This is a genomic window from Tessaracoccus sp. MC1865, from assembly GCF_017815535.1.
Taxonomy (GTDB): Bacteria; Actinomycetota; Actinomycetes; order Propionibacteriales; family Propionibacteriaceae; genus Arachnia.
In genome coordinates, this window is record NZ_CP072596.1 from 1708960 (window position 1) to 1722180 (window position 13221).

The window sequence follows — 13221 nt, forward strand, 5'->3', positions numbered from 1 at the left end:
CTTGGCGCACGAACGGTTCACTGCGCCCGACGGCGGGGTCGGCGGGACGGCTCGAGACCGTTCTAGACTTCGAACTCGTAGAGCGACACGCCCCCCGGGGCATTGGGAACCGCGGACGCGGTATTGCGAAGAGCGAGTGCGCGATTGCGCGGAGGGGTCAGTGGCTTGTCACAGCGCGGTGTCGTCGAAAGGCAACGGGTCCGGCGACAGCGTCGCCCGTGCCCTCGTCGCCGTCATCCGCCGACGGTGGTGCATGCGGCACAGCACCTCGTAGCGCACCTCTTCGCCCGCCGCGGTGTCACCCACCACAACCTGCGAACCCTCGGTGACCATCAACCCGTCGACGGTGCGCGCGTTGTGGGTTCCGCGGGCGCCCCACCAGCACAGCGGCCCCAGCGACAGCATCTCGAGCCTGTCTGCCAGTTCCACCAGCCGCTTGGAGCCCGGGAACAGCTCCGTGCGGAAATCGGCGAGGATCCCGAACGCGTAGACGTCGAGTTGGAGTTCGTCGACGATCCGCCCCAGCTGATCGATCTGTTCCGCCGTGTAGAACTGGACCTCGTCACACACCAGGTAGTCGACGATGCGGCCGCTGGTCAGTTCGGTGATGACGTAGCGCCAGAAGTCGAACTCCGCTGAGACCTCGATGGCGCGGGCGCTCAGCCCCAGTCTGGAGGTGATCACGCTATGCCCCGCCCGGTCCTGAGAGCTGAAGACCCGTCCCCGCCGTCCATGGGTGGAATGGACGTGGTCCAGTTGCAGGGCCATCGTGGACTTGCCACAGTCCATCGGTCCGCTGTGGAACACAAGTTCAGCCATGTCTCCTCGGCATCCTGATCGCTTCTTCGTAGACCTCAACGTAGGCGTCGGCCATGTCGCGTGGCCGCAGCCGCACGTCCACCTCGCGGTAACCGCGGCGCAGCGCCGCAAGCCGGCCGGGTTCCGCCATCTCCCGTAGCCCGACGGCCAGCGCCTGCATGTCCGGGGCCACCAGGCGGCTGGTGGCCGGGCTCAGTCCGGCGGTCAGCCGGTCGTCGCAGTACAGCACCGGCAACTCCGCGGCACCGGCCTCGAGGATGACCATGGGCTGCACGTCGAAGCGGTACGAACTGAGCACCATCGCGTCCGCCGTCAGGTACTGCTCCGCCACGGACTCACGCTCGGAGAGCGCCCCGAGGAACCGCACGCCCGGCCCTGCGAGGGCTTCCAGACGGGCTCGCTGGTCGCCGTCGCCGACAATGACCAGTTCGGCGCCGGGGATCGCGGCCCGGTTGAAGGCCCGGATGGCCACGTCGAGGCGTTTCTCCTTGGCGAGTCTGCCGATGCTCAGGAAGCGCACCGCGCTGCTGTCGGTCCTACGCGGGGCCTCGACGCCGACGAAGGTGTCGGCCGACGCGTTGCGGATCTCCCGGCCGGCGATGGGCTGCGCGACGGCGGCCTCGATGTTGTCCAGCATGTACTGGGCGGGACTGGTCACAAGATCGACGTGGGCCGCGATCCACCCCAGGGACCGCCAATCCATCCGCGTGAAGAAGCCGTTGTTGTCCGGCTCCGCGGTGCGGGGCGGCAACGCCGAAGTGAAGCGCGGCGGCCGTTTGGAGGCCAGCGCCAGCGCGCGGGTGACCAGCACCTCGTAGCCGAGCGACCCGAACACGGCCTGCACCGGCAGCGTGCTGTGGGTGCCGGCGATGTTGGCGTGGAAGGTGTGCACGTGCGGGATGTTCTGCAGGCGCGCGAGGCGGGCGGCCAGCACCACCGCGCCCCGCTCCGTCTGGGAGTGCACGACGTCGAACGCGGCCCGCGCGGAGATCCTGCGGGCCCGGCGCTCCGTGGGCTGCAGCACACTCAGGTGCGAGGGCAGGCCCTCTTTGTACAGCACGGGGCAGGCGATGGTCCGTGCCCCGGGTGGCGGCACCAGGTGCCGGTCCGGCGCGATGAGGGTGACGTCGTGACCGAGGCGGGTGAGCTCCTCCAGTTGCGTCTGCACGGATCTGGAGATGCCCCCCGAGGCGGGGAAGAAGTCGTCGATCAGGATCGCGATGCGCAGGCTCACCGGCCACCCCCGTGCATCAGCAGGGGGACCTCCATCTCGGCCGCAGTGAGGGAGCCGTGCATGCCCACCAGGGAGAACTCGCCGGGCGTGGCGTACGTCATCGCCGCCCAGGTACCGGTCATCGCCGCCACCACGTCCCCGATGCGCGCGGAGCTCATGTTGGACACGTTGGGTCCGAACCAGCCCGCCTCGATGGCCTCTTCACGGCGGAGCACCAGCGCCCGCTCACCGAACACCGATTCCCAGGCCCAGGCCAGGGCCCGGGGGTCCTCGCCGTAGATGTGGCGGAATCGGGGCTCGCCGCCCAGGTGCGAGTAGCCGGCGAGCCGCGGTTCATCCTCGACTACGACGCGGGTGTCCTCAGGGACGTTCAGCATGCCGTGGTCGCCGGTGATGAGCAGACACACCGACGGCGGCAGGGTCTCCACGAGGTGGGCGACGTGGTCGTCGATGACGGCCAACCGGTCAAGCCATTGCCAGCTGCCCGTACCGTGCGAGTGACCGTCCGAGTCCAGGAGCCGTTCGTAGAGGTAGACGACGTCCGATTCGCGAAGCGCCTCGGTCACGTGGCCGGTGATCTCGTCCACATCGCCCTCATTGGCCACCGGGAACAGCCGGGTACCCGCGAAGGCGACCCTGGTGAGTGCGCTGCCGGCGAACCGCCCCAGCGTCACGGCCGCGCTGGGCCGCCCCTGGGAGGCCAGGCGCTGGAACACGGTGGGCTTCTGAGCGAAGCCCTCGATGTCGTCGGGGCCGCCCTCCCAGGTGAGCGAATTGATGACCCGGCCCACCGTCGGCTCATAGAAGCTGTAGCCCACCACCCCGTGCTCACCAGGCGTGGCGCCGCAGCCCAGCGACGTCAGCGAGGTGGCCGTGGTGGACGGCACGGAACAGGTGAGGCGGTGGCCCCGGTCCAGGAGGCCGGCCATGGTCTCCGCGTGCGCGGCGTGCTCCCTGAGCTGGTGCCAGCCGAGCCCGTCGATCAGCAGCACGACGTACTGCCGGGCCTCGGGGATCTCGATCAGGGGGATCTCACCATCAAGCCGAGCCACGACGCTGGGCAGGAGGTTGGCGAGCGACAGGTCCCCGTAGCGCGGATCCACGAACGTGGACATCAGGCGACCACCAGCTGGAGGGCGGCCCCGAAATCCACGAGTCGCTTGGCGTTCTCACCGTCCGCCGCGGGGCTCATGCGCACGGTGATGTCGTCGGGCTGCAACACACCCGTGTAGCCATGGTCCGCCTCGCAGGTGGGGTCCTCGCACGTGGCCGGGCCCAGGTCGAGCCGACGAGCGGCCCCCCAGACGATCGTCAGCCACGCTTCGTTCAGCCCGGAGCGCGTCTCGGGATTGGCCATGGCCCGCGTCACCACGACCGAATCGATGGCCCGCAGGGCGACGACCTCAGAAGTGGCGAGCGCCTCTGCGCGGCCGCCCTCCCCCTCGTCGATGTGGCAGATCTGCAGCTGCTGCTCCGTGAGCACCAGCACCGTCATGTGCCGGTGCAGTTCGTGCCCCGCGAAGGTCGCCTCGTGTTGCACCAGGTAGTGCAGCACCGGTCGCCCCTGCAATCCCATCAGCACCGTCTCTGCAACAAGGCTGGGATAGAACCCGCATTCGGCGATCTCGTCAATGAGGCCGGTGGGGAGAGTCTGGTTGTCGGCGGTCACCGGGCCATTCTGTCACGGAGCCGGATAGGTTTGGTTCATGGCCTCTCGCCCCTTCATCGCAGCCCGCATGGAAGACCGTCTCAACTCACTGCTGAACAGCGCGCTCGACCGCAGGGGCTGGCAGGAGTCGATCATCTCCTACACCGGCTACGGCACCAGCGAGCAGTTGCGCATCCTCGCCAGGGTCGTGCTGCGACCCTCGGACACGCTGGGTATCGTGCAGGCAGCCTCGGCCCTCATCTACCGCCGGGGCTGGCGCAACTTCATGGCCGCGGCCAAGGTCAACGCCATGGTCACCGTGGTGATCGGCGATGTCCGTATCCCCGTCCAGGCAGACAGGGGCGGCTTCATCGACGTGCGCGTCCGGAATCCAGGGCTGGCGCCGGGCTGGCATTCGGTGACCCTCGAGGGCGAAGGTGGCGCCTCCGCGCTGGCCAGCGTCCAGGTGATCGGTGACGACGTGGACTTCGGCATCGTCAGCGACATCGACGACACCATCCTCAGCACCTCGCTCCCCCGGCCGATGCTCGCCGCCTGGAACTCGTTCGTAGTGACGGAGCAGGCCCGCCAGGCCGTTCCCGGGATGGCGCGGCTGTACCAGCAGTTGCTCGCCCAGCACCCCGGCGCACCCATCATCTTCATCTCGACGGGGGCCTGGAACACGTTCCCCATGATCAAGCGGTTCATCTCCCGGCACGGTATCCCGCAGGGCGCGATGCTGCTGACGGACTGGGGCCCTACCAACACCGGCTGGTTCCGCAGTGGCCCAGACCATAAGCGCCGCTGCCTGCGTGAACTGGCCCGCGACCTCCCCAACATCCGCTGGCTCCTCGTCGGCGACGACGGCCAGCACGATCCGGACCTGTACGCCGAGTTCGCCAGCCTCCAGCCCGAGCATGTCCGCGCCCGCGCCATCCGCCAGCTGACGCCCGGCGAGCACACGTTGGCCCACGGCCTGCCCATGGAGGTGCCGCAGAGCGACGAAAGGTGGGAACCCGACACGGCGCCGGAGGTGCGTGCGCCTGACGGCGACGGTTTGGGCGATAAGCTCTCCAGGTTGCTGTAGTCCCACAACCTGAGGAGAGCGCCCGATGACCAAGCGGACGATCGACGACGAACTCAATGAGGAAGAACACATCCTCGACGTCGACGTCACCCAGGAGATGGAGACCAGCTTCCTGGAATACGCCTACTCGGTCATCTACTCCAGGGCACTGCCAGACGCGCGCGACGGCCTCAAGCCCGTCCAGCGTCGCATCCTCTACTCGATGGACCAGATGGGGGTCCGCCCCAACGTCAGCCACGTCAAGTGCGCCCGTGTCGTAGGCCAGGTCATGGGCCTCCTGCACCCCCACGGCGATACCGCCATCTACGACGCACTGGTGCGCATGGGGCAGACGTGGTCCGTCCGTCTCCCCCTGATCGACGGACACGGCAACTTCGGCTCCCTCGACGCCGGCCCGGCCGCCATGCGCTACACCGAATGCCGGATGGCGCTGCCCGCGCAGGCCATGACCCGGGGCATCGACGAGAACACCGTCGACTTCAAACCCAATTACGACGGCAAGGAGACCGAGCCCGTCGTCCTGCCGGCCGCGTTCCCCAACCTGCTGGTCAACGGCGCCGCAGGCATCGCGGTGGGCATGGCCACCAACATCGCGCCCCACAACCTCGTCGAGGTGATCGCCGGCCTCCAGCAACTCCTGAAGAACCCGGGCATCGAACTCGACGAGCTGATGCGCCACATCCCCGGCCCGGATTTCCCCACGGGCGGCAAGATCGTCGGGCTCGACGGTATCCGCGACGCCTACGCCACCGGCCGCGGTTCCCTCAAGCTGCGCGCCACCACCCGCATCGAGAAGGTCAGCCCCCGGCGCATGGGCATCGTGGTGACCGAACTGCCCTACATGATCGGCCCCGAGCGCATCATCGAGCAGATCAAGAAGGGCGTCCAGGACAAGAAGCTCACCGGCATCGCCGACGTCAAGGACCTCACGGACCTCGCCCACGGCACCCGCCTGGTCATCGAGGTGAAGAACGGCATCAACCCCGAGGCCCTGCTCGAGCAGCTCTTCAAGGCCACCAAGCTCGAGGACACCTTCGCAATCAACGCAGTGGCCCTCGTCGAAGGCCAGCCGCGCACGCTCACGCTGAAGGAGATGCTGGAGGTCTACCTCGACCACCGCCTCGACGTCACCCTGCGCCGCACGAACCACCGCCTCGCCAAGGCCGAAGAACGCATGCACCTGGTGCGTGGTCTCATCATCGCCATCGCCGACATCGACGACGTGATCGCCATCATCCGTTCCTCCGACGACGGCGCCCAAGCGAAGGAACGCCTCATGGGCGCCTTCGACCTGGACGACGCGCAGGCCACCTACATCCTCGACATGCAGTTGCGCCGCCTCACCCGGTTCTCGACCATCGAGCTGGAGAAGGAGGCCGACGAACTGGCCACCACCATCGCCGGCCTGCGCGAGATCATCGAGGATCCGGCGGTGCTCCGCCGTCTCGTCAGCACGGAGCTGGCCGCGATGGCCAAGGAGTTCGGCACCCCGCGTCGCACCATCCTGCTGGCCTCCTCCGGCGTGCCCACCACTGTGAAGGCCGGGCCCCTCGAGGTGCCGGACCATCCCTGCTGGGTGCTCCTGAGCGGCACGGGGCTGGTGGCGCGCACCAGCGACTTCGGCCCGCTCCCCACCGAGGGCCGGGCCGCGCACGATGTGGTCATCGCCCGGGTGAAGACGAGCGCCCACGGCGAATTCGGGGTGTTGACCAACCGCGGCCGCGTCATCCGCTGCCGCGCCATAGAGTTGCCCACCGTCCCGCTGACGGCTTCGGGAACCAGCCTCCAGGGCGGCAGCCTCGCCCACGAACTGTGGCCCCTCGAGCCCGGTGAGCGGGCACTGGGCCTGACCACCTTCGACACTGAGTCGCCGGGGCTGGCCATCGGTACCCGTCAGGGCATCGTCAAGCGGGTCCGCCCGGATCTCCTGGTGCGCGACTCGTGGGAGGTCATCGCCCTCAAGGACGGCGACGAGGTGGTCGGCGCCGTCGAGCTGCACGACGAGTCGAAGCATCTGGCCTTCCTCAGTACCGACGCCCAGCTGCTGCATTTCCCGGCGTCCAGCGTCAGGCCCCAAGGCCGCACCGGTGGCGGGATGGCCGGCATGAAGCTGTCGGCCGGCGCCACTGCCGTCTGGTTCGGAGTGGTCGACCCCGCCACGGACGACGTGGTCACCATCTCCGGCTCGTCGACCTCCCTGCCCGGTACCGAGACCGGCTTGGCGAAGGTCACGGCGTTGTCCGAGTTCCCGGCCAAGGGCCGGGCCACGGGCGGGGTGCGCGCGCACCGCTTCCTGAAGGGCGAGGACACCCTCCTCATCGCGGCCATCGGCCCACGCCCCGTGGTCGCCGCGGCGTCGAGCGGTTCGCCGGTGGAACTGCCGCGCGAACAGGGCCGACGCGACGGCTCCGGCACTCCGCTGTCTCAGCCGGTGACCATGCTGGCGGGCCGTGATGCAGGCGTCGCTCCCCGGACAGAGCCCGGCGACACCCTCTTCGGGGAGTAACATTTCCGCGACGAAGGGATGCACCTCGCATGAGCGACTTTGACGACCTGATGGCGGCCAACAAAGCCTACGCAGCGGATTTCACTGATGGTTACTTCGACGGCATCGCCAAGGCGGGCGTCTGCATCGTGACCTGCATGGATTCGCGCATCGAGCCACTCGACATGGTCGGGTTGCGGATCGGCGACGCGAAGATCCTGCGCTCCCCCGGCGGACGGGTCACCACGTCGGTGGTCACCGGCTGCGTGCTGAGCGTGCAGCTCCTCCAGGTGGACCGGATCATGGTGGTGCCGCACACGCGCTGCGCCATGGCCTCCGGCACCGATGAGGACCTCCGCAGGGTCATCTCCGCCAAGACCGGCACGGACACGTCCTGGCTCTCGTTCGGGGCCAACCCCGATCAGGCTGCGCGGCTGCGCTCAGACGTGGACATGATCGCCAACCACCCGCTGATCAAGGGTCACGCGGAGGTCGGCGGCTTCATCTACGACGTTGACACCGGCCTCCTGACCCAGGTCCTCTAGCTCGCTGCTCGCCACCTCGGGGGCTGCTGTCTAGCTGAGCGCGGCGAGCGCGTTGCGCACGTGCTCCTCGCTCAGTTGGGCGGCGCGCTCCCCGTCGCCGGCCTCCAGGGCGTCGACGATGTGTAGGTGCTCGTGGACCAGCCTGGCGCGCAGCTCCTCCCACTGCGCCAGGCGCTCTTCAGCGCTGAGGATCCTCTCTGCCACCGCCTCGCGGATCGCAATGGTCATGTCGCGGATGAGCCGGTTCTCGCCGGCAGCCGCGATGGCCACGTGGAACGCGGTGTCCAAGTCGTTGAACGCGGCTGGCCGGGTCACGCCGACCATCTCCTCCGCGAGGCGCCTGACCTCTCCCATCGGCCGGCCCACGGCAGCCAGCGCGGCAGCGCGCTCCAGCGCCACGCGCGTCTCGGTGATCTCGGCGAAGGAGACTGCCTCCAGCGCGACGTGCAGTTTGAGCATCCGCCCGAAGGCGACTCCCTGCCCCGTCCCGACGGTGGTGCCGCCGGCCCGCCCGGTGGCCGAACTCAGCACGCCCTGGGCCTGGAGCACCTTGATGGCCTCGCGGACCGCGCTGCGGCTGGCCCCGAGCTGACTGGAGAGCTCGCGCTCGTTTGGCAGCCTGTCACCGGCAGCGAGGCGCCCGGAGAGGATCTCGCCCGTCAGGTAGTCGAGCGCGTTCTCAAAGCCACCGGTGGTCATAGCACCCCATTGTGTCCCATCCAGTTGACAGCCGCCTCTCCAGAGCTTATGGTCTGACCATTACATAATGGTCTGACCATATGAACGACGGAGTTCACCGATGTTGCTGGAAGTTTTCCAACCGGTCACAAACCCCCTGGGGGCCCAATGGCTGTCCGCGCTCGTGGCGGCAGTCCCTGTCATCGCGATGCTCATCACCCTCGGTGCGCTGCGCTGGAAGGCCCACCTCGCCGGCCCCTTCTCCTGGGCGACGGCCGTGCTGGTCGCCGTCACGGCCTTCGGCATGCCGCTGACCACCGCGCTGGCCACCAGCGTGCACGGCTTCGTCTACGGCCTGTTCCCCATCATCTGGATCCTGCTGACCGCCATCTGGATGTACGAGGTCACGGTGGCCTCCGGCCGCTTCGACGACCTGCGGCGCACCTTCTTCCTCATCTCCGATGACCCCCGGGTCCTCGGCCTCCTCATTGCGTTCAGCTTCGGCGGCCTCCTCGAGGCCCTCGCCGGCTTCGGCGCCCCCGTCGCCATCACCGCGGCCATGCTGATCGCGATCGGCTTTTCGCCCCTGCGCTCTGCGCTCATCGCGCTGCTCGCCAACACCGTCCCCGTCGCGTTCGGCGCCGTCGGCCTCCCGGTGCTGATGGCCGCCAAGACGGGCGGGTTCGACGACGTGCTGGCCATCTCCCCCATCACTGGCCGGCTCACCGCACTGCTGTGCCTCGTGGTGCCCTTCCTGCTCCTCGCGGTGATGGACGGAAAGCGCGGCCTACGTGAAGGCTGGCCCTTCGGCCTGGTCGTCGGCGTCACCTTCGGCATCGCCAAGTGGATCGTGTCCGCCACGCCCCTCTACAACCTCACCGAGGTGTTCGCTGCCGTGAGCAGCGTCATCGTGGCCATCGCCTTCCTCAAGGTGTGGCACCCGAGGGGTGGCGCGGAGGCGGCCGAACGGATCGGCATCAAGATCGACCCCGCCGTCGAGAAGGGCGCTCCGGTCGATGCCGGCCGTACCTCGGGCGAGGCACTGACCGGAGGCCGGATCATGATGGCACTGGTGCCCTACCTGCTCGTCATCGTGGTGTTCGGAGTCGCGGCGCTGCCGCCGGTGAAGGCCGCGCTGGCCGCCACCGACGTGAAGTTCGCCTGGCCCGGCCTGGGCGGGCTGCTGGACGTCGCCGGCAACCCGGCCGCCCACCAGTCCTACACGCTCGCCTGGGCGTCGACGCCGGGCATCCTGCTCGCCTTCGTGGCCATCGTCACCGGCCTCATCTACCGGATGGGCATCGGAGAGATCTTCGGCGTGCTGTGGACCAACGCGAAGAAACTGCGCTTCGCGATGCTCACCATCGGCAGCGTCGTGGCGCTGGCCTACGTGATGGGCGACTCGGGCCAGACCCTGGCGCTCGGCCTCTTCTTCGCAGGCGCCGGCGCCCTCTACCCCTACGTGGCTCCGGTCCTCGGCTGGATCGGCACCTACGTGACCGGCTCCGACACGTCGGCCAACATCCTGTTCTCCAGCCTCCAATCCGGAGTGGGCGCCGAGATCGGCCCTGGCTCGCACCTCGGCACCGAATCGATGCGCGCTCTGCTCGTCGGCTCCAATGCGGCCGGCGGCGTGGTGGGCAAGATGATCTCGCCGCAGTCGCTGACGATCGCCGCCACCGCCATCGGCATCGCCGGCGCCGAGTCCACGATCCTGCGCCGCATCATCGGGTGGAGCTTCGTGCTGCTCGCCCTGCTGTGCCTGCTCTCCGGGCTCATGTCCACCCCCGTGCTCTCCTGGCTGCTCCCCTGATCCCCGAAAGGCCACTGCCATGAACGTCAACCCCCACGTCGCGTTGTTCGCTACGTGCATCACCGACACCATGAAACCGTCGGTGCCCATCGCCACAGTGCGACTCCTCGAGCGCCTCGGGTGCCGCGTCTCGTACCCGGAACGCCAGACCTGCTGCGGGCAGATCATGACCAACACCGGCTACTGGGACGAGGCGGTGCCCACCGTGCGCAATTACGTGCGCTCGTTCGGGGACTACGACTACATCGTCGCCCCCTCGGGTTCCTGCGTCGGTTCCGTGCGGGAGCAGCACCCGATGCTCGCCCGGCACGCCGGCGACGCCGGCCTCGAACGCGACGCTACGGCGGCTGCGGCCCGCACCTACGAGTTGAGCGAGTTCATCGTCGACGTGCTCGGCGTCACCGACGTGGGCGCCTACTTCCCGCACCGCGTGACCTACCACCCCACCTGCCACTCGGTGCGGATCACCAAGGTGGGCGACCGCCCCCTGAGGCTGTTGAGGGACGTGCGCGGCATCGACCTGATCGACCTGCCGAAGGCCGAGGAGTGCTGCGGCTTCGGCGGCACCTTCTCTGTCAAGAACCCTGACGTGTCCATCGCCATGGCCTCCGACAAGGCCCGCCATGTGCGCACCACCGGCGCCGAGTACCTGGTGGCCGGTGACCACGCGTGCCTGATGAACATCGGTGGCGTGCTGCACCGCGGCCGCTCCGGCGTCAAGACCATCCATCTGGCCGAGATCCTGGCCGCCACCGAGGAGGACGCGCGATGAACCGCCGCACCCCTGAGCCCGGCTCGTGGCTGGGCATCCCCGAGTTCCCGCAGGCAGCGAAGGCGAGCCTGCAGAACGCGGAGCAACGCAAGAACCTCACCCACGCGACGTCGACCATCCGGGCCAAGCGCATCGTCCGCGCCTCGGAGGTACCCGAATGGGAGGAGCTGCGCACCGCGGCGGCCCAGATCAAGGACCGCGTGGCACGCCACCTCGAGCGCTATCTCCTGCAGGCCGAGGAGGCCATGACAGCAGCCGGCATCACCGTGCACTGGGCACGTGACGCAGCTGACGCCAACCGCATCGTCACGGACATCGCCAAGGCCAAGGGCGTCGACGAGGTGGTCAAGATCAAGTCGATGGTCACCCAGGAGATCGATCTCAACGAGCACCTGGAGGCAGAGGGCATCGCAGCCTGGGAGACGGACCTGGCCGAACTCATCGTGCAGTTGGGCCATGACCTGCCCAGCCACATTCTCGTGCCCGCCATCCACCGCAACCGATCCGAGGTGCGCGAGATCTTCAAGGAGGAGATGGGCCGCTACGGGAGACCCGCCCCCGAGCCGATCTCCGACGACCCGGCCGAACTCGCCGAGGCCGCCCGCCTTCACCTGCGCGAGAAGTTCCTGCGGGCGAAGATGGCGGTCTCCGGCGGCAACTTCATCGTGGCCGACACCGGCACCCTCGTCATCGTCGAATCCGAGGGCAACGGCCGCATGTGCCTGACCCTCCCCGAGACGCTGGTCTCCGTCGTCGGCATCGAGAAGGTACTCCCGACGCTGGAGGACCTCGAGGTGTTCCTCAAGTTGCTCCCCCGCTCGTCCACCGGCGAGCGCATGAACCCGTACACCTCGATGTGGACGGGTGTGACGCCCGGCGAAGGACCGCAGGACCTCCACGTGGTGCTGCTCGACAACGGGCGCACCGATGTCCTGGCCGATCCCGAGGGCCGCGCTGCTCTGCGCTGCATCCGCTGCTCCGCCTGCCTCAACATCTGCCCCGTGTACGAGCGGGTGGGTGGCCACGCCTACGGGTCGCCGTACCCCGGCCCCATCGGCGCCATCCTCGGCCCGCAGCTGCGCGGCATGGACGACGCGAACACTCGCGCGCTGCCGTTCGCTTCGACGCTGTGCGGCGCCTGCAACGAGGTCTGCCCGGTGCGGATCCCGTTCACCGACATCCTGGTGCACCTGCGCCACAAGGCCGTCGAACACAAGACGGCCAAGCACCCCACCGGTGAGCAACTGCTGATGAAGGGCGCCGGCTGGGTGATGAAGGACGGCCGGAACCTGGCGTCGGTCCAACTCGGCAGCCGCTTCGCCGGCCGCATTTTCCGCGGCAAGTGGCTCGGCCCCATGCCCATTCCACTGGCCTCGCGCTGGCTGCAGGCCCGCGACGTCGAAGCCCCACCCACGCAGACCTTCCGCCAGTGGTGGAAGGACGAACACGAAGGAGACGCAGAATGAGCGCACGTGAAGAGGTGCTTCAACGCATCCGCCGAGCCACCAAGGACGTCACCGAGACGGATCCGCTGATCGACGTGCCCGTGGACTGGACCTACGGCCGCCCCCTGGGCACCAAGGACGTGATCGCGGACTTCGTCGAGAAGGTCGAGGACTACAAGGCCGCGGTCCGCCGCTGCGCACCCGACGGGGCGGCGGCGATGATCGTCGAAGCCCTGGAGTCGTTGGACACGAAGAGCATCGTGGTGCCGGCGGGGTTCCCCGAGCCGTGGGTCACGGCGCTCCAACATGCCGGCTTCGCGCTGCACCGCGACGACCCGCAGTTGACACACGCCGAGCTGAACGCCATCGACGCGGTGGTGACGACGGCGGCGGTCGGCATGGCGGATTCGGGGACGATCGCCCTCGACCACAGCGAGGGTCAGGGCCGCCGCGCCCTGACACTGCTTCCGGACCGCCACATCTGCGTGGTGCACGAGTACCAAGTGGTCAGCGACGTTCCCGAGGGCATCGCCCGGCTGGCTCCGGCGATCCGCGACCGTCGCCCGGTCACGTGGTTGAGCGGCGGTTCCGCGACGAGCGACATCGAGTTGAGCCGGGTCGAGGGCGTCCACGGCCCGCGCCACCTCTCGGTCGTCCTCGTCGCTGACTGACGATGGCCCAGGGGGCGGGGACCA

The 13221-nt window shown here is 68.6% G+C and carries 12 protein-coding genes; 7 read left to right on the forward strand and 5 right to left on the reverse strand.

Annotated features, from left to right (window positions below):
• Positions 1-168 precede the first annotated feature (168 nt).
• The 4 genes from J7D54_RS07935 to J7D54_RS07950 are packed head-to-tail and all read right to left on the reverse strand — an operon-like array spanning position 169 to position 3722.
• The gene (locus J7D54_RS07935) at positions 169-819 is read right to left on the reverse strand and encodes a thymidine kinase (protein ID WP_182763420.1); all 651 of its coding nucleotides are present in this window, start codon (positions 817-819) and stop codon (positions 169-171) included.
• Entirely contained in the window at positions 812-2053 is a 1242-nt protein-coding gene (locus J7D54_RS07940; RefSeq protein WP_182763421.1) for a glycosyltransferase, read from the reverse strand. Before J7D54_RS07940 ends, J7D54_RS07935 begins: the two co-directional genes overlap by 8 nt.
• Complete coding sequence (locus tag J7D54_RS07945; protein ID WP_182763422.1) at positions 2050-3168, reverse strand: alkaline phosphatase family protein; 1119 nt, start codon at positions 3166-3168, stop codon at positions 2050-2052. The genes J7D54_RS07940 and J7D54_RS07945 overlap by 4 nt, the downstream gene beginning before the upstream one ends.
• Positions 3168-3722, reverse strand: coding sequence for a DUF5998 family protein (locus J7D54_RS07950; RefSeq protein ID WP_076058754.1), 555 nt, complete (start codon positions 3720-3722; stop codon positions 3168-3170). Before J7D54_RS07950 ends, J7D54_RS07945 begins: the two co-directional genes overlap by 1 nt.
• A gap of 37 nt (positions 3723-3759) precedes the next feature.
• On the opposite strand from J7D54_RS07950, the gene J7D54_RS07955 reads away from it, so the two are divergent.
• Genes J7D54_RS07955 through J7D54_RS07965 form a run of 3 tightly spaced genes read left to right on the forward strand, consistent with a single transcriptional unit; the run spans position 3760 to position 7818 of the window.
• On the forward strand, positions 3760-4788 hold the full coding sequence (locus J7D54_RS07955; protein WP_182763423.1) for an App1 family protein: 1029 nt from the start codon (positions 3760-3762) through the stop codon (positions 4786-4788).
• A 25-nt stretch (positions 4789-4813) separates the two neighbouring features.
• Positions 4814-7294, forward strand: coding sequence for a DNA topoisomerase (ATP-hydrolyzing) subunit A (locus tag J7D54_RS07960; protein ID WP_182763424.1), 2481 nt, complete (start codon positions 4814-4816; stop codon positions 7292-7294).
• A 29-nt stretch (positions 7295-7323) separates the two neighbouring features.
• On the forward strand, positions 7324-7818 hold the full coding sequence (locus J7D54_RS07965) for a carbonic anhydrase (RefSeq protein ID WP_182763425.1): 495 nt from the start codon (positions 7324-7326) through the stop codon (positions 7816-7818).
• Between the two features lie 30 nt (positions 7819-7848).
• Here J7D54_RS07965 and J7D54_RS07970 read toward each other — a convergent pair whose 3' ends face one another.
• Positions 7849-8517, reverse strand: coding sequence for a FadR/GntR family transcriptional regulator (locus J7D54_RS07970; protein ID WP_182763426.1), 669 nt, complete (start codon positions 8515-8517; stop codon positions 7849-7851).
• A 100-nt stretch (positions 8518-8617) separates the two neighbouring features.
• Here J7D54_RS07970 and J7D54_RS07975 point away from each other — a divergent pair, with 100 nt between their 5' ends.
• From J7D54_RS07975 to J7D54_RS07990, 4 genes are read left to right on the forward strand one after another with little or no spacing between them, the layout of a single operon-like run.
• Positions 8618-10309: an L-lactate permease gene (locus J7D54_RS07975; RefSeq protein WP_182763427.1), complete on the forward strand. Its 1692-nt coding sequence runs from the start codon at positions 8618-8620 to the stop codon at positions 10307-10309.
• Between the two features lie 19 nt (positions 10310-10328).
• Complete coding sequence (locus J7D54_RS07980) at positions 10329-11081, forward strand: (Fe-S)-binding protein (protein WP_182763428.1); 753 nt, start codon at positions 10329-10331, stop codon at positions 11079-11081.
• Positions 11078-12547 (forward strand): LutB/LldF family L-lactate oxidation iron-sulfur protein, encoded by a 1470-nt coding sequence (locus tag J7D54_RS07985; RefSeq protein WP_182763429.1) that lies wholly within the window; start codon positions 11078-11080, stop codon positions 12545-12547. The genes J7D54_RS07980 and J7D54_RS07985 overlap by 4 nt, the downstream gene beginning before the upstream one ends.
• Positions 12544-13197, forward strand: coding sequence for an LUD domain-containing protein (locus J7D54_RS07990; protein WP_182763430.1), 654 nt, complete (start codon positions 12544-12546; stop codon positions 13195-13197). Before J7D54_RS07985 ends, J7D54_RS07990 begins: the two co-directional genes overlap by 4 nt.
• Positions 13198-13221: the final 24 nt, after the last annotated feature.

Bases quoted from the DNA above. Each gene is read 5' to 3' on its own strand.
- J7D54_RS07935 (WP_182763420.1), bottom strand. From the start codon at position 819: ATGGCTGAACTTGTGTTCCACAGCGGACCGATGGACTGTGGCAAGTCC.
- J7D54_RS07945 (WP_182763422.1), bottom strand. From the start codon at position 3,168: ATGTCCACGTTCGTGGATCCGCGCTACGGGGACCTGTCGCTCGCCAAC.
- J7D54_RS07955 (WP_182763423.1), top strand. From the start codon at position 3,760: ATGGCCTCTCGCCCCTTCATCGCAGCCCGCATGGAAGACCGTCTCAAC.
- J7D54_RS07960 (WP_182763424.1), top strand. From the start codon at position 4,814: ATGACCAAGCGGACGATCGACGACGAACTCAATGAGGAAGAACACATC.
- J7D54_RS07965 (WP_182763425.1), top strand. From the start codon at position 7,324: ATGAGCGACTTTGACGACCTGATGGCGGCCAACAAAGCCTACGCAGCG.
- J7D54_RS07970 (WP_182763426.1), bottom strand. From the start codon at position 8,517: ATGACCACCGGTGGCTTTGAGAACGCGCTCGACTACCTGACGGGCGAG.
- J7D54_RS07975 (WP_182763427.1), top strand. From the start codon at position 8,618: ATGTTGCTGGAAGTTTTCCAACCGGTCACAAACCCCCTGGGGGCCCAA.
- J7D54_RS07980 (WP_182763428.1), top strand. From the start codon at position 10,329: ATGAACGTCAACCCCCACGTCGCGTTGTTCGCTACGTGCATCACCGAC.
- J7D54_RS07985 (WP_182763429.1), top strand. From the start codon at position 11,078: ATGAACCGCCGCACCCCTGAGCCCGGCTCGTGGCTGGGCATCCCCGAG.
- J7D54_RS07990 (WP_182763430.1), top strand. From the start codon at position 12,544: ATGAGCGCACGTGAAGAGGTGCTTCAACGCATCCGCCGAGCCACCAAG.